The organism is Salicola sp. AFF1, assembly GCF_056783195.1.
In genome coordinates this window covers 57,846-74,633 of record NZ_JBXAYL010000017.1, presented here as the reverse complement: position 1 = coordinate 74,633, position 16,788 = coordinate 57,846, and the positions used below count along the sequence as shown (strand labels likewise).

Annotated in this window: 18 protein-coding genes; 5 read left to right on the top strand and 13 right to left on the bottom strand. The window is 64.1% G+C overall.

All coding sequences use genetic code 11. The annotated features are described in order from the left end of the window. The first annotated feature begins 147 nt into the window (after positions 1 to 147). Entirely contained in the window at positions 148 to 309 is a 162-nt protein-coding gene (locus tag AC1RQI_RS12145) for a hypothetical protein (RefSeq protein ID WP_481904988.1), read from the top strand. A 126-nt stretch (positions 310 to 435) separates the two neighbouring features. Here AC1RQI_RS12145 and AC1RQI_RS12140 read toward each other — a convergent pair whose 3' ends face one another. The 9 genes from AC1RQI_RS12140 to AC1RQI_RS12100 all read right to left on the bottom strand — a co-directional run bounded on the left by AC1RQI_RS12140 (position 436) and on the right by AC1RQI_RS12100 (position 9,577). Continuing rightward, positions 436 to 1,521, bottom strand: coding sequence for an ABC transporter substrate-binding protein (locus tag AC1RQI_RS12140; RefSeq protein WP_481904987.1), 1,086 nt, complete (start codon positions 1,519 to 1,521; stop codon positions 436 to 438). Between the two features lie 194 nt (positions 1,522 to 1,715). After that, entirely contained in the window at positions 1,716 to 2,516 is an 801-nt protein-coding gene (locus AC1RQI_RS12135; RefSeq protein WP_481904990.1) for a thiazole synthase, read from the bottom strand. A 36-nt stretch (positions 2,517 to 2,552) separates the two neighbouring features. Next, a complete protein-coding gene (thiS, locus tag AC1RQI_RS12130) occupies positions 2,553 to 2,753 on the bottom strand; it encodes a sulfur carrier protein ThiS (protein WP_416633272.1) in 201 nt (66 codons plus the stop codon). An 84-nt stretch (positions 2,754 to 2,837) separates the two neighbouring features. After that, positions 2,838 to 3,245, bottom strand: a complete 408-nt coding sequence (locus tag AC1RQI_RS12125; RefSeq protein ID WP_481904986.1) for a DUF423 domain-containing protein — start codon at positions 3,243 to 3,245, stop codon at positions 2,838 to 2,840. After that, the gene (locus tag AC1RQI_RS12120; RefSeq protein WP_481904985.1) at positions 3,226 to 4,032 is read right to left on the bottom strand and encodes a symmetrical bis(5'-nucleosyl)-tetraphosphatase; all 807 of its coding nucleotides are present in this window, start codon (positions 4,030 to 4,032) and stop codon (positions 3,226 to 3,228) included. The genes AC1RQI_RS12125 and AC1RQI_RS12120 overlap by 20 nt, the downstream gene beginning before the upstream one ends. Next, positions 4,029 to 4,841: a 16S rRNA (adenine(1518)-N(6)/adenine(1519)-N(6))-dimethyltransferase RsmA gene (gene rsmA / locus AC1RQI_RS12115; protein WP_481904984.1), complete on the bottom strand. Its 813-nt coding sequence runs from the start codon at positions 4,839 to 4,841 to the stop codon at positions 4,029 to 4,031. Before rsmA ends, AC1RQI_RS12120 begins: the two co-directional genes overlap by 4 nt. Continuing rightward, on the bottom strand, positions 4,838 to 5,845 hold the full coding sequence (gene pdxA / locus AC1RQI_RS12110; RefSeq protein WP_481904983.1) for a 4-hydroxythreonine-4-phosphate dehydrogenase PdxA: 1,008 nt from the start codon (positions 5,843 to 5,845) through the stop codon (positions 4,838 to 4,840). The genes rsmA and pdxA overlap by 4 nt, the downstream gene beginning before the upstream one ends. Then, entirely contained in the window at positions 5,842 to 7,155 is a 1,314-nt protein-coding gene (locus AC1RQI_RS12105; protein ID WP_416633267.1) for a peptidylprolyl isomerase, read from the bottom strand. The genes pdxA and AC1RQI_RS12105 overlap by 4 nt, the downstream gene beginning before the upstream one ends. A gap of 22 nt (positions 7,156 to 7,177) precedes the next feature. Next, positions 7,178 to 9,577, bottom strand: coding sequence for an LPS-assembly protein LptD (locus AC1RQI_RS12100; protein WP_481904982.1), 2,400 nt, complete (start codon positions 9,575 to 9,577; stop codon positions 7,178 to 7,180). A 167-nt stretch (positions 9,578 to 9,744) separates the two neighbouring features. On the opposite strand from AC1RQI_RS12100, the gene AC1RQI_RS12095 reads away from it, so the two are divergent. Genes AC1RQI_RS12095 through AC1RQI_RS12085 form a run of 3 tightly spaced genes read left to right on the top strand, consistent with a single transcriptional unit; the run spans position 9,745 to position 12,187 of the window. Then, complete coding sequence (locus tag AC1RQI_RS12095) at positions 9,745 to 10,752, top strand: aminoglycoside phosphotransferase family protein (RefSeq protein WP_481904981.1); 1,008 nt, start codon at positions 9,745 to 9,747, stop codon at positions 10,750 to 10,752. Then, on the top strand, positions 10,749 to 11,438 hold the full coding sequence (gene murU / locus AC1RQI_RS12090) for an N-acetylmuramate alpha-1-phosphate uridylyltransferase MurU (RefSeq protein WP_481904980.1): 690 nt from the start codon (positions 10,749 to 10,751) through the stop codon (positions 11,436 to 11,438). Before AC1RQI_RS12095 ends, murU begins: the two co-directional genes overlap by 4 nt. Beyond that, entirely contained in the window at positions 11,435 to 12,187 is a 753-nt protein-coding gene (locus AC1RQI_RS12085) for a co-chaperone DjlA (RefSeq protein ID WP_481904979.1), read from the top strand. Before murU ends, AC1RQI_RS12085 begins: the two co-directional genes overlap by 4 nt. Here the strand turns inward: AC1RQI_RS12085 and ubiT are convergent. The 3 genes from ubiT to ubiU are packed head-to-tail and all read right to left on the bottom strand — an operon-like array spanning position 12,159 to position 14,484. After that, on the bottom strand, positions 12,159 to 12,596 hold the full coding sequence (gene ubiT / locus AC1RQI_RS12080; protein WP_481904978.1) for a ubiquinone anaerobic biosynthesis accessory factor UbiT: 438 nt from the start codon (positions 12,594 to 12,596) through the stop codon (positions 12,159 to 12,161). The two genes, AC1RQI_RS12085 and ubiT, sit on opposite strands and share 29 nt — an antisense overlap. Further along, complete coding sequence (locus AC1RQI_RS12075; RefSeq protein ID WP_481904977.1) at positions 12,596 to 13,492, bottom strand: U32 family peptidase; 897 nt, start codon at positions 13,490 to 13,492, stop codon at positions 12,596 to 12,598. Before AC1RQI_RS12075 ends, ubiT begins: the two co-directional genes overlap by 1 nt. Beyond that, positions 13,489 to 14,484 (bottom strand): ubiquinone anaerobic biosynthesis protein UbiU, encoded by a 996-nt coding sequence (gene ubiU, locus AC1RQI_RS12070; protein ID WP_416633260.1) that lies wholly within the window; start codon positions 14,482 to 14,484, stop codon positions 13,489 to 13,491. Before ubiU ends, AC1RQI_RS12075 begins: the two co-directional genes overlap by 4 nt. 212 nt (positions 14,485 to 14,696) lie before the next feature. Here ubiU and AC1RQI_RS12065 point away from each other — a divergent pair, with 212 nt between their 5' ends. Then, complete coding sequence (locus AC1RQI_RS12065; RefSeq protein ID WP_481904976.1) at positions 14,697 to 15,941, top strand: NAD(P)/FAD-dependent oxidoreductase; 1,245 nt, start codon at positions 14,697 to 14,699, stop codon at positions 15,939 to 15,941. 89 nt (positions 15,942 to 16,030) lie between these two features. On the opposite strand, the gene AC1RQI_RS12060 is transcribed toward AC1RQI_RS12065, so the two are convergent. Beyond that, positions 16,031 to 16,690, bottom strand: a complete 660-nt coding sequence (locus tag AC1RQI_RS12060) for an OmpW/AlkL family protein (RefSeq protein ID WP_481904975.1) — start codon at positions 16,688 to 16,690, stop codon at positions 16,031 to 16,033. Positions 16,691 to 16,788 lie beyond the last annotated feature (98 nt).

Here is a 16,788-nt window from a genome sequence, read left to right as displayed (position 1 = left end):
ACGGCCTGACGACAATTACCCTCAACCGGCCAAAATAATTGTCGCCGACCGGCCAGAGTAGTTGACGTTAGATAGACACAATGCGGGCCGGCACGGAGAACAAAGATGGCCAGCCAATAAACAACGATCGGAAAGAGGCGTTTCGTTATGACATCGACCAACTCACACAAGGCGAAACAGGATACCTCCGGAAAGCACCGGCGGTTGACACAATCCGAAATCGAATCACTGCGGCAAGAGATGCGGCACGCTGGCGATTGGATGAAAAAGGAACTGGCCAAGCGTCGTCAGACCAACAACAAGACCTAAGCTCTGGTCGGAATTGACGCAACGCCACCTCCGAAAAAGTCGCTCAGGAGGATATCCAGCAAACCAGCGGCCAATTGCCCTTTGGCAATGGCCGCTGCGAGTTCACTTAGCGGCGACTTGGATGGTTTACTCCATCGCCCGATCCGAGATGATCTTCATCACGTTGTTGGCCTTACTGTCATAGGGTGGCCAGAACATGGCCGAGTCAAAGAAGTTCGGGTTGTCCTCGATCAGCGGGTTGGAGTCTACCTTGCTTGAGGCGGCGACCATACCCAGTCCTTCAACCACCCGCTCCTGGACCTTCTTGCCAATGAAGTAGTTGGCAAAGATTTCCGCCGCTTCCAGTTTCCGGCCGGAGAGCTCTGAACTGAAGTTGATCGTGTCCAGCCACACTGTATTCCCTTCCTCAAAGGAGACCAGCTCCCAGTTGCCGCCCTCGGCATTGTGGGCTGATACGCCGGGGCCGTAGGAGGCAACCAGGAGGAGGTCGTCGCTGAACACCGGCCCATCGGACCAGAAATTGCCAACCTGGTCGTACAGGGCGTTCATCTTCCGCTGCAGGGCTGTGTCCGCCTTGGAGTATTTACCCAGTCCGGCACGGTCTCCCGCCAGCTCGTTGATGTGGAACGGCTCTTTCCCCTGGGCCATCAACGCCAGGGCAATGTTGGGCTGGATCTGGCCCTTCGTGAGCGAGAGTTTACCCTCCCAGCGATCGTTCCAGAGGTCGTTCACCGACTGGGGCAGCTCATCCTTGGAGAGTTTGTCCATGTTGGCCCAGATGCCGTAAGCGCCCCCGCCCCAGGGAATATAGAGGGGCTCACCATTATCCATGCCCATTGAAATCTGGGTCAGGTCGTCGTTCAGAGCGTCGTAATTGGTGAGTCGTGGGGAATCCGTGTTAATGGGCTGCAACAGCGACTGGATCTTGCCCCCCTGCATCTTGATGTAGTTGAGGGTGAGAAAGCTGATGTCCACGTTGCCGCTGCGCATCACGTCGAACATCTGGGACGGGCCCTCCGCCCACGGCTCAATAACCTGCACCCGGTAGTCGTACCCTTTGCGCTCAAGCAGCTTGTTAACGGCTTCAACCTCCTCAGGCAGCACATAGCCTTCCCAGGTGAATACGTTGAGGGTCTTGCCGGTCTGCGCTGTTGCCATCCCGCCCGAAAGGAGCAGGACGCCGAACAGAAGCCCGCTTAGCATTGTTTTCATGTGGTCCTCCACGATCACGGCTTAGACTGAGTAGGAGGCTCTATGGACTGCGCCTCCTCTCTATCTGTATAGCAGAGGCACAGGCCTTCGCCCACAATTTATACAAATTGACCCTGTGGCCGGTTTGGGCACAGGGTCGGTCAAAGCGCGGTCGGGGCCTGTCACACGGGGCTGGGGCTCTTACGCCCCAGCGGTCACTGGAAGAAAGTGCCGTCAAGCGGCGATGAGGCGCTCGCGTAGGCTTTTTTGGGCATACGGCCGGCGAGGTAGGCGTCACGACCGGCTTCAATGGCCTTGCCCATGGCCCTGGCCATGCGGACCGGCTCCCTGGCCTCGGCGATGGCGGTGTTCATCAGGACGCCATCACAGCCCAGCTCCATGGCCACGCTGGCGTCCGAAGCCGTGCCCACGCCTGCGTCCACCAACACCGGAACACTGGCGTTCTCAACAATGGTGCGGATGTTGTAGCGGTTCTGGATGCCCAGCCCGGAGCCAATGGGGGCGCCCAGCGGCATGACGGCCACACACCCCATGCGCTCCAGCCTGAGCGCGATCAGCGGGTCGTCATTGGTGTAGACCATAACCCGGAATCCGTCGTCGATCAGCTGTTCCGCCGCCTTCAGGGTCTCGGTCACGTCCGGGTAAAGGGTCTTCTCATCGCCCAGAACCTCCAGCTTGACCAGGTTGTGGCCGTCCAGCAGCTCGCGCGCCAGCTTGCAGGTGCGCACGGCATCCCTGGCGTTGTAGCACCCGGCGGTATTGGGCAGAAGGGTGTACTGCTCCGGCGAGACGATGTCCAGAAGGCTGGGTTCGTCCGGGTTCTGGCCCAGGTTGGTGCGCCGCACCGCCATGGTCACCATCTCCGCCCCGCTGGTCTCAATGGCGTCACGGGCCTGTTCCCAGCTGGCGTATTTGCCCGTTCCCACCAGCAGGCGGGATTGGTAGGGGGTGCCGTCAATGGTGAGGGGCGCGTCCTGGGGGGTCTCGTTGGTCATCATCTCTCTCGTTTCAGGGACCTGATTGGTGCCAGCTCAGCCGCCGCCGATCGCATGCACAACTTCCACGCGATCACCAGGGGCCAGCTGGTGGGAGCCATACTCGCTGCGGGGCACAATCTCTTCGTTCACTTCCACGGCAATGCGCCGCCCGGTGAGTTCCAGCTGCTCCACCAGTGCCTGGATGCTGGCGCCGTCGCTGACTTCAGTGTTTTCGCCGTTCAGTTCGATCTTCATATCGTTCGCTCGGTGCGCCAGTAGAACTGCAGGAAGGGAGCCGGAGACCACCTTCCATAAAACTGAGGCTTAAAACAGCCAGCTTCAAGCCCCCAGCCGTACCCCGGCCATCACCAGGCAGACCCAGCCAATCAGAAAGGCCACACCCCCGATCGGCGTAATCGCCCCCAGAATGCGGGTACCACTGAGCACCAGCGCGTACAGACTGCCGCTGAACAGGAGAATGCCCACCAGAAACGCCCAGGCCGCCGGCACCAGCCAGGACGCATCCGGCCGAATCATCCCGATCAGCGCCACCCCCAGTAACGCCAGCGCATGGAACATCTGGTACTGGACGGCGGTCTCGAACACGCCCATGTAATGGCTCGAGAGCTTGCCTTCAAGCGCATGCGCGCCAAAGGCGCCCGCCGCCACGGCCAGGCCACCCAGCACAGCCCCTGTCGCCAGCCAGGTTCCCGCTGCCAATCCGGTATCAGTCGCAGGGTTCAACACGGGTCATCTCCCTGGTATCAAGGTTCATTGCGGTGAGCTGGCCATTATAGACGCAGCCCGTGTCCAGCCCGTGAACGCCGGGCGTCTCCGTCCGGCCTTCCAGGGCCGCCCAGTGCCCGAAGAGCAGTTCTGCCGAGTCCGGCCGAGGGTACTGGAACCAGGGCGCAAAGCCTTCGGGAGCGGCGCCAGCGCCCTCCTTGGTGGCCAGGTCCAGCGTACCGTCCCGGGCCACAAAGCGCATGCGGGTGAAATAATTGGTGATCATCCGCCACCGGTCCATGCCTTCAAGGGCGTCGTCCCAGCGTTGCGGCCGGTTCCCGTACATCTCGCGGAAATAACGCGTCGCCTCGCTGCTCTGGAGTACGGCCTCCAGCTCCCGGCTGTAATCCACCGCCTCTTCCGCCGTCCACAGATGCGGAATCCCGGCATGGACCATCAGCAGCCCACGCTCGGAGTCGGGTACCGCAAAGTGCTGCTGCAACAGCCAGTCAATCAGACCATGGCGATCAGGCGCTTCCAGGATGGGTTGGAGGGTGTCCTTGGGCCGGGGCGCATGCCCGCCCAATGCAACGGCCAGAAAGTGCATGTCGTGGTTGCCCAGGGTGACCAGGGCATTGTCGCCCAGGTCCCGCACCAGGCGCAGGGATTCCAGGGACTTGGGCCCACGGTTGATGAGATCCCCCACGAACCAGAGCCGGTCCCGGTCCGGGCTGAACCCGAGACGGTCCATGAGTAGTCGCAGGGTGTCGTGGCAGCCGTGAATGTCGCCAATGACGTACTCGCTCATTCCGTACTCCCGTTGCCTCGCTGTGCGTACAGATCGTTGGCCAGCATCACATAGTCCCTCAGGGTCAGGTTCTGGGGGCGCAGCATCGGTTCAATGCCCAGCCGCTGCCAGTCCTCGTCCCCGAAAAACGGAGCCAGCGCCTTGCGCAGGGTCTTGCGCCGCGCGTTAAAGGCCGTGCGCACAACCCTGGCCAGCAGTTCCGTGTCATGGGCGGGATTGGGGATGGTCTCGTGGGGAATCAGCCGCACAATGGCGGATTCCACCTTGGGTGCCGGGCTGAAGGCGCCCGACCCCACCGTGAACAACGGCTGCACCCGGCACCGATACTGGGTCATGATGGCGAGCCGGCCCCACTGGCTCTCGCCCGGCGCCGCGGCCATGCGCTCCACCACTTCTTTCTGGAGCATGAAGTGCATGTCGCGGACCACATCCCCGTATTCCATCAGGTGGAAGATCAGGGGCGTGGCGATGTTGTACGGCAGGTTGCCCACCGCCCGGATGGGCCCCTTGTCGGCAATGGTCCTGAAATCAAAGCGCAGGGCATCGCCTTCGTGGATGCTGAGTTCCGGGTAACGGAAGAACTGGGCCCGCAGGCCCGGGATCAGGTCCCGGTCCAGCTCAATCATCTGCAGCGAGGGGCAGGCCTCCAGAAGCGGCTGGCTCAACGCCCCCATGCCGGGCCCAATCTCCACCAGGTTGTCTTCCGGCGCTGGGTTGATGGCCCCCACGATGCGGTCGATCACCCCCGCGTCGTGCAGGAAGTTCTGACCGAAACGCTTGCGCGCCTGGTGCCCTGGCGGTCGGCTCATGCGCGCTCCTGCCGTGTCTGTTCCCGCTGGCCCACCATATGGGCCGCGGTGTCGATGGCTTCATGCAGGCTGCCAGCGTCGACCTGCCCGGTGCCGGCCAGATTCAGGGCTGTGCCGTGATCCACGGAGGTGCGGATGATCGGAAGGCCCAGGGTAATGTTCACGGCGCGGCCAAATCCCTTGTGCTTGAGCACGGGCAGGCCCTGGTCGTGATACATGGCGAGCACTGCGTCCGCCTTTTCCAGGTTGTAGGGCGTGAACAGGGTGTCTGCCGGCAGCGGGCCCACCAGGTGCATGCCCTCGCTGTTCAGCCGTGCCAGAAGTGGCTCGATCACATCGATCTCCTCGCGGCCAAGATGGCCGCCTTCGCCGGCATGCGGGTTCAGGCCCGCCACCAGGATCCGGGGCTGGTCGATGCCGAAATGCTTGCGCAGGTCGGCATCAAGGATGTGCAGCACACGGCTCAGGCGATCCCCCTGAATGGCATCGGGCACCGCCCGCAGCGGCAGATGGGTTGTGGCCAGCGCCACGCGCAGCCCTTCCGTGGCCAGCATCATCACCACACCACTGGCACCGGTCTTTTCCTGCAGGAATTCGGTATGGCCGCTGAAGCGGATACCGGCTTCATTGATCACGCCCTTGTGCACCGGCGCGGTGACCATGGCATCCACGATGCTGAGCTGGCAGGCTTCCACCGCCGCTTCAAGGGTGCGCAGCACATAAGCGGCATTATCCGGGTTCAGCTTCCCGGCGCCGGTGGTGGCAACGGAGGCGACGGACCAGACCGGAAGCACCCCGGCTTCGGTGGGAATGGGCTGGTCCGGCTCCCAGGACTCAACCCGCACCGTCAATCCCAGCTCGCGGGCGCGCTCGCGCATCAGCTCGGCGTCCGCAACCACCACCAGTTCGGTTTCCCGCTCGCGCTCAGCCAGGCTGAGGCACAGGTCCGGCCCAATGCCGGCTGGCTCACCCGCCGTGACCGCCAGGCGTGCTGGGCGACTCACGATTGGTCCTCCCCGAGTTTCACGTTCACGTAGGCTTCCTCACGGATCTGGCTCAACCAGTTCTGGAGTTCCAGTTCGTACTGGCGCTGCTGCAATGCCTGACGCGCCTTGTTACGCCGGGCCTGGTCGCTCTTCTCGGCCTGGCGCTTATCCTCAACCTTCAGGATGTGCCAGCCAAACCGGGAACGGAAGGGGTCACTGGTTTCGCCCACCGGCGTATTCATCATGGTGTCCTCAAACGCGGGCACCATTTCACCAGGGCCAACCCATCCCAGCTCACCCCCATCGGAAACGGTGCCGGGGTCGTCGGAGTATTCCTGGGCCAGGGCTGCAAAGTCGGCCCCGTTGCTCAGTTGTGACTGGATGTCGCGGATCAGCGATTCCGCCTCGGAGGCCGAGCGGTTCTGGGTATTGACCAGGATGTGGCTCACCTTGCGCTGGACGACCTTCCCGGAATCCTGGCCCCGGCGGTCCAGTGGCGTGACCACATGGAAACCGCTGCCGCTCTTCAGTACTTGCGAGGGTTCGCCCACATCCAGCTTGGGAATCGTGTCGGCCACCAACGAGGGCAGTTCCTGGCCGGTGCGCCAGCCCAGCTCACCGCCTTCCAGCGCTTTACGCCCGTCTGACTCGGCAACGGCCAGCTCCCGGAAGTCCGCCCCGTCTTCCAGCCGTTGCTGGATGGATTCAGCCTTGCTGCGGGCAGCCTGGACCTGCTCTTCATCATTGAAGTTGTTCACCTTGATCAGGATGTTACCGAGCAAGTGTTCAATGCCGGATTGATCCTGGGCCTGGGCGGAGCTGAGGAAGTTGTCCACCTCCCGTTCCGTCACGCGCACGCGCCGGCCCACGCGCTGCTGCTGGACCCGGCTGACCAGCATCTCGCGCCGGATCTGCTCCCGTGCCTGCTGGAAACTCATCCCCTCGCTGGCCAGCGCCTGCTCGAACGCGTTCAGGCTGCTGAAGCCGTTGTTGCGGGCAACGTTGCGCATGGCGTCGTTGAGCTCGGAATCCCCAATGCGCATCCCCATCTTGCGGGCCCGCTGGATCTGGATCTCTTCGAGCACGAGCTGATCCAGCACGCGCTGTTGCAGCACGGATTCCGGCGGCAGCCGCGTCCCCTGGGCATTCATGCGTGAACGGATCTGCTGCATCCGGGCCTGGAGTTCGGACTGCAGCACCACGCCCTCGTCCACCACGGCCACGACGCGGTCCAGGGGCTGGCGGTCGGCCCCAGCCGCGAGCATGGGCAGGCAGGCCAGCAGGATCAGGGCCAGCAGGTTGGAAGGACGCTGTCGTTTCAGAGTCATGCTTACCTCAATGTGATTGGGTTCAGGGCCACCGCGCCCGCGCTGGCCGCCGCAGCTGGTCGGGGCTCGGTCGCTCGCGGGTGGCACCACGGCGACCGAAACCCGGAATGGCATCGCGGGCCGTTTCACCGGCACTGCCGCTGCCGCCGAGCCCGAGCAGCTTGACCTGGAACAGCAAGCGGGTGTCCAGGCCCTCGTTCCGGGTGCGATAGCGCTGGGCCACGAACTGCAGGTTCCAGCAGCAGCTGGTGTACTCAACGCCCAGGAGCGTGCCCGCCGTTGCCTCATTGTCCATATCGTAAAGCCAGCGGCCAATCAGGCTCGTCTGTTCACCCAGCGCCAGCACGCCGCTCACATCCGCTTGCTCAAGATCGGTGGCCGCGTCATAGGTATGGCCGGCATTGAGCAGGTTCCGGTAGTCGCGGGTATGGAAGCCAAGCTGGCTGCGCCCTCTCACCGTTTTATGGGCCCGGTTATCCCACTGGCCGGTAATGCGCAGATCCATGGTTTCCAGCGGTCGCAGCTGCAGCTCACCGGCGTAGGGCGATGTCCGGTCCGCATCCGCCCCCATGCCGTTGGGCAGCGCCACCTTCTCATTGTCGAAGCGGTGGATCTGGCCAAAGCTCAGCCGGGCCCGCTCGATGCCTGCCTCCCTATCATACACCCGAGAGGTCAGGGCCGTCGTGAGGCGGTTGTTATCGCCCACCCGGTCGCCACCCACGAAGCGGTCCCGGGCAAAGAGCTGGTTGAAGTGGAAGGAATTGAGCCGGGTATCGAAGTTGGGGATGTCGCTCTGGTCGCGTTGCGGCGAGTAGACGTAATACAGCCGTGGCTCAAGGGTCTGGGTATAGGCGGTCCCGCCGGATTCGAAGAAGCGATCAAAGTAGAGTCCGGCATCCAGATCCGCGAAGGGTACGCTGCGACTGAAGCGCTCCTCCCGGTCCAGGTCGTCCAGCTGGTACTCGGTATGGTCGAGCATGACGGAGGTGTCCACAAATCCGGACAGACCGCGCAGCTCCCAGCCCACTTCCGGGCGGGCGCGCAACCGGTGGCCGGTCGCCGCTTCCAGCCCCTGGAGGCCGTCGTTGTCACGCCAGAAGTAGTTGTATTCCGTTTCCTGGCTGGCATACCAGTTGCCACTGCGGGTACTGAGATCCAGCTGCAGGCGAGGCAGCTGGCTGTAGGGCCGGTCGCCCTCTGGAATGGCCGGGTCAATGGTCTGGAAGCCCCGGAGCGCGGCGGAAAAGTCCAGGCCCGGCTGGCTGTAGCGCAGCTGCCCGTTGCGCCGCAGATGCGTGTCCTGCTGGATATCGAGCGTGCGGTTGAGGTCGGTGGCGTAATCGTCATCGGAGACCACCGCGTAGTCCAGATCCCCGTACCAGCCGCCCCCGAAATCGGCGTTACTGGTCACATCCAGCCCCCAGCGCTCCCCGTCCTCTCCCGGGTTGTCCGAGTCAAATTCGGAATCATTGGCGATATAGCCCAGCTGCACATCCGTCTGCCCGAAACGGCTCAGGTACCGTGTTTCCAGCTCCGAAAAGTAGCCTCGCCCCTGGACGAACTGAGGGGTATAGGTCGCGTCGTAATGAGGCGCCAGGTTGAAATAGAAGGGGGTGGCCACGAAGACCCCATTGCCAGTGGTGGACGACCCGAAAGTGGGGTACAGGAAGCCGGTGTGACGGCGGTCATCAATGGGGAAGCGGACCCAGGGCACGTACAGTAAGGGCACGTCCTTTACCCGCAACCGGACATGGCGGGCGGTCCCAAAGCCACTGGCGCGGTCCAGCTCCACCCCGCTTGCCGCGAGCGACCAGTCATCCTGGCCCGGCGGGCAGGTGGTCATGACCGCCTGATGAATGCCCATGGCGGCCTCGCCGGTGCGCTCGATGCGGCCCGCGCTGCCCCGCATGCGGCTGTCATGGAGCAGGAAGCGCGCAGTATGGAGGGTCAGCTCGCCGCCCTGGTCATCCGTGCGCGCCTGGTTACCGGTGAGCAGCGCCCCCTGCGCCCGACTGACCACATCACCCTCAAGGTCGAGCTCGCCACTGGCCTGATCATACCGGGCCCGGTCACTGCGCACCCTGAGTTCACCCTGCTGGACCCGGACGTCGCCCTTGAGCTCCAGGGTCTGCTGCATGCGGTAACGAGCGTTGCGGCTGGTAATCTCCAGCGGCCTGGTGCCGCCTTCCGGCGAACCGGCCTCCGAACTGGCGGCTTCAAGGGCGGGGGGACGATAGGCGCCACCACAGTAGGCCGGCACCTGCTCCTGCAGGGCGGGGGGCAGCTGATCCCAGTCGACCCAATCCATGGCGGCCGCCGAAGGGGGCTGACCGGCCTGGGCGGACGCACAGCCAAACACGATGCTGGCAGCCAGCATCCGGAAACCACCAGTGCGGTTGTTGATCCACCTCTTTATTGCCACTCACCCTCTCCGGAGCGTCCGCCAGCATGCGGCTGAAAACAGCCACACAGTCTACATGGGCCACTGCGGCATGTTAACGCTCTCTGGCCAGTTGGCTGAGGGTTAATGCAGAATACAACCCATCTGCAAGGTGCTGCGTGGCGCGGCGCCGTTCAACGGGAGCAACCATGGATCAACGCTACGACGCCATGCTGGCCTGGCTGCGCCAGACCCTGGGAACCGCGCCGGGAGCGCTCGAGCCAGTGGCCGGCGACGCGAGTTTCCGCCGCTATTTCCGCGTGACCACGCCGCAGGGGTCGCGGGTGGTCATGGACGCGCCGCCCGAAAAGGAATCCTGCGAGGCGTTCGTGGCGCTGACCCGCCACTGGCATCAACAGGGCCTGCACGTGCCGGAGCTGCTCGCGGCGGACACGGACCAGGGGTTGCTGCTGCTGGAGGATCTGGGCGACCGGCTCTACCTGGATGAGCTCACCAGCGAGGCGGCGGCGGACCGCCTCTATGGACAGGCACTGAGAGCCCTGGTGCAGCTGCAGGGCCTGCCCTCGCCGCCTGACTACCCCTTGCCGCCCTATGACCAGCAGCGCCTGCAGAACGAAATGCAGCTGTTCCCGGACTGGCTCCTGGAGCAGAAACTGGGCATGCGCCTTTCAAGCCAGGAACAGGCGATGCTGGCCACCACCTTTGCCACGCTCACCGAATCCGCCCTTGCCCAGCCGCGGGTCACCGTCCACCGTGATTACCATTCCCGCAACCTGCTGGTTACCGGAGACAACGACCCCGGCATCATTGACTTCCAAGACGCGGTCATCGGCCCCATCACCTACGACGTGGCCTCACTGCTGCGCGACTGCTACGTGAGCTGGCCGCTGGAAAAGGTCTGCGCGTGGCTGGAGTATTACCGCATCGAGGCCCGGGAGGCGGGGCTGCACCAGGCGGACGAGGCCACCTTCCGCCAATGGTTCGAGCTCATGGGCATCCAGCGCCACCTCAAGGCCAGCGGCATCTTTGCGCGGCTCGACCAGCGTGACGGCAAGCCCCGTTACCTGGCCGACATCCCGCGCACCCTGGACTACATCATTTCAGCCTCCCGCCGGCAGCCGGCCATGGAGCACTTCGGGGACTGGCTGGCCGAGCGCGTGGCGCCGGCGGTGGAGCGGATGGTCACGACCTCATGAAAGCCATGATCCTGGCCGCCGGGCGGGGCGAACGACTGCGACCGCTGACCCTGAAGACCCCCAAGCCGCTTCTGCCTGTGGGCGGGCGGCCCCTGATCGAGTGGCACATTGAGGCCCTGGTGGCAGCGGGAATCCAGGGGATTGTGATCAACACCGCCTGGCTGGGCGAGCGCATTGAAGCCGCGCTGGGCAATGGGCAGCGCTTGGGCGCCCGTATTGAGTATGCCCGCGAGGGCACACCACTGGAGACCCTGGGCGGGCTCCGCAATGCCTTGCCCATGCTCACGGAAACCGATGACGAGTTCCTGGTGCTCAACGGGGACGTGTGGACGGACTTTCAGCTGGCACCGCTGGTGGCCAGCCGATTGGACGCCAACACCGACGCGCACCTGGTCCTGGTTCCAAACCCGGATCACCACAGCAGCGGCGATTTTGGGCTGACCGATGGCGGGCGCGTCACCCTGGACAAGGAGGACGCCCTCACCTTTGCCGGCATCAGCCGGCTGCACCGGCGCCTGATTGACAGCGCGCCGGGGGAGACGGACCGGCTGGGCCCGGTGCTGAAGCAGGCGTGCCAGCAGGAGCGGGTCATCGGCACCCGCCATGATGGGCTCTGGGTGGATGTGGGCAGCCCGGAACGACTTGAAACAACGCGCGCCCTGGCAGAGAGCGGCAAGGCCCCATGAACGCGAAACACAGCAGCCAGACCAACGAGGCGCTTCCGGATAACCTCTCGGAGCTGCTTCAGGAACTGACCGCCTGCGGCCACCACGGCGCCCGCCTGCTGGAACGCACCGGCCTGCCCCGCTGGGCACGCGGCACGCTGTTCCGGCTGATGGGCTTTGTGGCCAAGGCGGACGGGCGTGTGACCGAGCTGGACATCCGCTACGGTGAATCGCTGATGCGCGGCCTTGAGGCCGGTCCCCGCCAGCGCCGCCGGCTGATCCGCCGGTTCAACGCCGGCAAAGGCGACGCCCAGCCCACCGTCCCCCTATGGTTCCGCTTGATCTCTCGGCGCTGGCCGGAAACGGCGCTGCGGTTGAGCATGGCGCTGGTCCATCTGTGCTATCAGGGGTCGTCGGATTCGGCCGCCCGCGTGGCGCGCTGCCACGCTGCCATCACCGCCACCGGCCTGCCCGCCACGGCCAGCAACCGGATCCTGCAGAGCTACCGGGGCAAGGTCTGGTCCGATGCCTCCCGGAACGGGACCAGCTCAACCACGGTGACCGGCCTGGCCCGCGCCTGCGAGGTGGTCGGCGGTAAGCCGTCGGACTCACTGGAGACCCTGCGCCAGGCCTACCGTAAGCAACGCAGCCTGTATCATCCGGATCGGGTGCAGCACACGGACATGGACCCGCAACTCGCGCGCACCCGCCTGGAGGAGATCCACAAGGCCTGGGACCTGATCAGCCGGCGTCACCCGGAAGCGCGCTGATCAGTGGAATGCGCCACTCCAGCGCATCCAGCAGGTTCTTCACCGCCAGCCCCAGCTCGGTATCGCCCTCAATCACCAGCTGGCGCTGGAAGAAGAGCCGGTCCGGATCTTCCCGGCGCTCCGCCAGCCGCCGAAAGGCTTCCACGGTGCCACGGATGGTTGCTTCCGCCTCCGCATCCGCCATACGCAGCCGCCCACCCCAGAAGCCAAGCGTGACGCCAGTGGCCCGGTCATCCAGCTCCAGTCGCAGGAGCCGGCCTTCCAGTTCCTCGAAATCCCCTTCCGCCAGGGCCTCCTGGAACAGGTGGTTCAACGCCACCTCCACCAGTCCCTGCTTGAGGGGCCAGGGCAGGCGCGCATCCACCAGCGGTACAATGCCCCGTGCCGCGCGATCCAGTGTCTCTTTCATCAGCGGTGACTCCAGTCCATGCCCGGGCGGCCGTACCAGTAGCCGTCACAGGGCGGTGCGTCCGCCAGCGCCAGCGGGTGGCGCTCGGGCATCTCACCATGGCGTGCCCGGTCGAAACGCCGCACCACCTCCGCCATGCCGTCGTATTCCGGGCTCAGTCGCACCGTATCGACTCCCAGCTGCTGCATGTCCGGCAGCTCCCGCATCAGGTCATAGCGGGCGCCGGAGAGGGTGCTGATGCCATTGAGCCGGAATACGTCCTGGTGCTCACGGGATTTCAGGGGCAACCCTTCCGGATGCTGCTGGCAGACGAATTCACAGCGGTCCTTGGGCTTGCCGTAATAGCGGGCCGTGAAGCAGCGCGACGACCACGCCAGGGGCAGGAAGCCCCAGGCGAAAACCTCGACCGGTGCGTACAGTGACGCCTCCTGGAGGGCCGCCTGCATGTCCGCCAGGGTGTCCCTGCTCAACTCCACCGGCAGACACCAGCGCTGCAGGCCACGGCGCAGCAGCACCCTCAGCGTGGCGATGTTGTAGAGGTTAACGGAAGGCCCGGTCACAAATGGCAGGCCCGCTTCAGTCACCATGTTGAGCGCGCTCTGGTCGTTGGCCTCCACCAGAAACTCGGCGTTGTCGCGGATGCGGCGCAGGGTGCGCAGGTCCGCTTCGGATTCGATCAGCGTCTGGGTGGAGAGCACCACTTCCTTACCGCAGGCCTGCAGGTCGCGCGCCAGATCCACCCAGTCCGATACCTTCATGTCCCGACGTCGGGAACAGACCACTTCCCCCAGGTAGATGGTTTCCACCGGCCATTCCGCTGCCTCGGCGTAGAAGTTGAGTACATCCTGGCGGGGCCAGTACCAGAGAATGGGCCCCAGGGAGAGTTTCATCGTCATTTCCAGCTCCGGGTCCATGCGCCCAATGTCGTGTGCCCACCCTCGGACAGTTCCCCCAGGGTCTGGCGCCATTGCGGGGCGGGTTCAAAGGTTTCGGGATCCGCCATGACCCGGTCAATCGCCGCGCGCCAGGTTCCCGCGACCTGGCCGCTGTAGGCGGGACTGCGCTGGCGCCCTTCGATCTTGAGCGCGGCCACGCCGAGCTGGTGCAGCTCCGGCAGCAGATCCATGGTATTGAGGCTGGTGGGCTCTTCGATGGCGTGATAGACCGAGCCGCCCACCTCGAAGCGCCCCTTGCACAGGGTCGGGTAGCCCGCCTGTTCGTCGCCCCCAAAGCGGTCGATCAGCACCCCATTCAAACGGGCTTCCAGCTCGTCGCCCTTCTCCTGCCATCGGACGGCCTTGGCTGGAGAGCAGGCGCCACAGGTGTTGGGCGATTCGTCCGTCAGATAGGACGACAGGTAACAGCGCCCCTCAGCCATGATGCAGAGACTGCCAAAGGCGAACACCTCCAGCTCCACCGGTGAATGGGCCGCCACCTGGCGCACCTGGTCCATGGACAGCACGCGCGGCAGCACTGCCCGGCTGATGCCGAATTCCCGGTGATAGAAGCGCAGCGCCTCGTAGCTGGTGGCCGAGCCCTGAACGGACAGATGGCGGGGCACCTCCGGGTGGTTCCGGGCCGCGTAATCCAGCAGCCCCATATCCGCCAGGATCAGCGCATCAAAGCCCAGATCCACGGCCCGGTCCAGGGTGGCCGTCCAGTGCGGCCAGCCCGCCGGTTGCGGGTAGGTGTTGAGCGCGCAGAACACGCGCGTGCCGCGTTTTCGGGCGTAGTCCATGCCCTCGCGCATGCGTTTTTCGGTAAAATTGAGACCGGCGAACTGGCGGGCGTTGGTGTGGTCACGGAAACCGATGTAGACCACATCGGCGCCCGCATCAACGGCGGCTTTCAGTGCGGGCAGATTGCCCGCCGGACAGACGAGTTCCATGGGTGCCTCCGGTGGCTGAGGGCAAGTCACATTGTCCCGTTACCCGAGAGCGCCCACCACCGAATCCATCAATTGGGCTGGCCATGCGTTTGTCTGATTTGTATATTCCAAAACAAACTTACCATTTTTGTTTTTATCAATTTATGATCTCGTCAGAGTCAGTATCCTGAGCGCCATTTCCAACGCATCATCCAACTGGTCAAGAGGTTTCCATGAGCACGTCTTCCAACCCGCTCAACCATCAGGTGGTGGTCGTAGGCGGCGGTACCGCCGGCACGACCGTGGCCGCCTCCCTGCTCCGTCAGCGCCCGGATCTGGATGTGGCCGTGGTGGAACCGTCAGAGCACCATTACTACCAACCCGCGTTCACACTGGTCGGCGGTGGCACCTATTCCCTGGAAAGCACGCACCGCGCCCAGAAAGAGACACTGCCGGAGAAGGCCACCTGGGTCCGTGCTGGCGTGGCCTCTTTTGAGCCGGACAGCAACCAGCTCACTCTGGATGATGGGCGCCAGCTCCAGTACAGCTATCTGGTGGTGGCCCCGGGGATCAAGCTGGACTGGGATCGCGTGGAAGGGTTGCGCGAGGCGCTGGGCAGCAACGGCGTCTGCAGTAACTACAGTCCGGAAACGGCACCCTACACCTGGGAATGCCTGCGCCAGTTCCGGGGCGGCAACGCCATCTTCACCCAGCCGCCGCCCCCCTTGAAGTGCGCCGGCGCGCCGCAGAAGATTGCCTACCTGGCAGCGGATTATCTGAGGCGCAACAACCTGGCCCCGGAAAGCAACCTGCAGTTCTACAGCGGCGCCGGCGCTCTGTTCAGCGTGCCGGATTTTGTCCCGCACCTGCAGAAGGTGATGGACCGCTACGGCATTGGGGTTAACCTGGGCCACGACCTGGTGGCCATTGACGCCGAGCGCAAGGTGGCCCGTTTTGCCACCAAGGACGCCAACGGGGAGCGCAAGGAAGTGGAGCAGCCCTATGATCTGCTGCACGTAACACCGCACCAGACAGCGCCGGATTTCGTGAAGCAGAGCCCGCTGGCCAATGCGGATGGCTGGGTCGACGTGGACAAGCACACCACCCAGCACAACCAGTACCCCAACGTGTTCTCACTCGGGGATGCCAGCTCCCTCCCCACGTCCAAGACGGCAGCCGCCGTGCGCAAACAGGCGCCGGTCACGGTGCGTAACCTGCTGGCCCAGGTGGACGGGCAGGCGCTGTCCGCCCAGTACGATGGCTACACGTCCTGCCCACTGGTGACCGGCTACGGCAAGGTGATGCTGGCGGAGTTCATGTACGACGGCGTGGTCACGCCAACGCTGCCGCTGAGCCCGTTCAAGGAGTCGCGGTTCTACTGGGTGGTCAAGAAGCACCTGCTGCCGCCCTTCTACTGGAACCAGATGCTGCAGGGCAAGGAACCCGATATTGCCCACAAGCCGCTGAAATCGGCCTGAGAATCCTGGCGGCCCAGGCTGGGCCGCCAAACAACGGGGGGCTGGTGGCGCGGCGCCCGATGGGATGGGCCCGCGCCGGGGAATGGCTTTCAGAAGCTGTAGCCGACGTGCAGCCGATAGATCATGGGATCGATTTCGACCGTGCCGATATCATTGCCATTGAGCTCAGCGTCGGTCTCAATGTTCGCGTAGTAGGCGGCGGCACCCACCGACCAGCTCTCGTCCAGGGCCACATCCACCCCGACCTGGCCTGCAAGGCCGAATGAATCATCCAGGCTCAGGTCGGTAGCGCCCGTGGCGTTCTGACCGGTCTGATTCAGTTCCTCATCCCAGAAGGTGGTGTAGTTCACACCGACCCCAACATAGGGCTCGAAACCAAGGTTCTGGCCGGACAGCGGATACCAGGAAACCGTTACGGTTGGCGGCAGGTGCTTGGTGGAACCAATGTTTGAGCCGCCCAGTTGGCTCGCCTCGATATCGTGCTCGAAAGGCGTTGCGGCCAGCAGATTGACACTGGTATTACCGGTCATCATGTAGCTGATGCTGGCGCCGGCCTGGATGTCGGAGTCCGCACGCAGGTCGAAAGCGCCATTCGCAACGGAGGAATAGCTGCCACCGGGTACGACGCTGGCAATACCGCCACGGACAATGGTGTCGCCCTGATCATAGGCAACGGCAGGCGCTGCCACGCCGACGGCTGTCATGGAAAGCGCTGCGATGAGGCACTGGCGAGTCAGGTTCTGTTGCATAGGTTAAAGCTCCTGCCTTTGAAGTTGATCCCAGTCTAAGGCAGAGCCCGGCCCCTTATGATTGACCTATCTCATTGATTTTGAATTTGATTTATGTC

Excerpts from the sequence above, each read along its gene's own strand:
- AC1RQI_RS12145 (WP_481904988.1), top strand. The coding sequence starts at position 148 with ATGACATCGACCAACTCACACAAGGCGAAACAGGATACCTCCGGAAAG.
- AC1RQI_RS12140 (WP_481904987.1), bottom strand. The coding sequence starts at position 1,521 with ATGAAAACAATGCTAAGCGGGCTTCTGTTCGGCGTCCTGCTCCTTTCG.
- AC1RQI_RS12135 (WP_481904990.1), bottom strand. The coding sequence starts at position 2,516 with ATGACCAACGAGACCCCCCAGGACGCGCCCCTCACCATTGACGGCACC.
- thiS (WP_416633272.1), bottom strand. The coding sequence starts at position 2,753 with ATGAAGATCGAACTGAACGGCGAAAACACTGAAGTCAGCGACGGCGCC.
- AC1RQI_RS12120 (WP_481904985.1), bottom strand. The coding sequence starts at position 4,032 with ATGAGCGAGTACGTCATTGGCGACATTCACGGCTGCCACGACACCCTG.
- rsmA (WP_481904984.1), bottom strand. The coding sequence starts at position 4,841 with ATGAGCCGACCGCCAGGGCACCAGGCGCGCAAGCGTTTCGGTCAGAAC.
- AC1RQI_RS12105 (WP_416633267.1), bottom strand. The coding sequence starts at position 7,155 with ATGACTCTGAAACGACAGCGTCCTTCCAACCTGCTGGCCCTGATCCTG.
- AC1RQI_RS12095 (WP_481904981.1), top strand. The coding sequence starts at position 9,745 with ATGGATCAACGCTACGACGCCATGCTGGCCTGGCTGCGCCAGACCCTG.
- murU (WP_481904980.1), top strand. The coding sequence starts at position 10,749 with ATGAAAGCCATGATCCTGGCCGCCGGGCGGGGCGAACGACTGCGACCG.
- AC1RQI_RS12085 (WP_481904979.1), top strand. The coding sequence starts at position 11,435 with ATGAACGCGAAACACAGCAGCCAGACCAACGAGGCGCTTCCGGATAAC.
- ubiT (WP_481904978.1), bottom strand. The coding sequence starts at position 12,596 with ATGAAAGAGACACTGGATCGCGCGGCACGGGGCATTGTACCGCTGGTG.
- AC1RQI_RS12075 (WP_481904977.1), bottom strand. The coding sequence starts at position 13,492 with ATGACGATGAAACTCTCCCTGGGGCCCATTCTCTGGTACTGGCCCCGC.
- ubiU (WP_416633260.1), bottom strand. The coding sequence starts at position 14,484 with ATGGAACTCGTCTGTCCGGCGGGCAATCTGCCCGCACTGAAAGCCGCC.
- AC1RQI_RS12065 (WP_481904976.1), top strand. The coding sequence starts at position 14,697 with ATGAGCACGTCTTCCAACCCGCTCAACCATCAGGTGGTGGTCGTAGGC.
- AC1RQI_RS12060 (WP_481904975.1), bottom strand. The coding sequence starts at position 16,690 with ATGCAACAGAACCTGACTCGCCAGTGCCTCATCGCAGCGCTTTCCATG.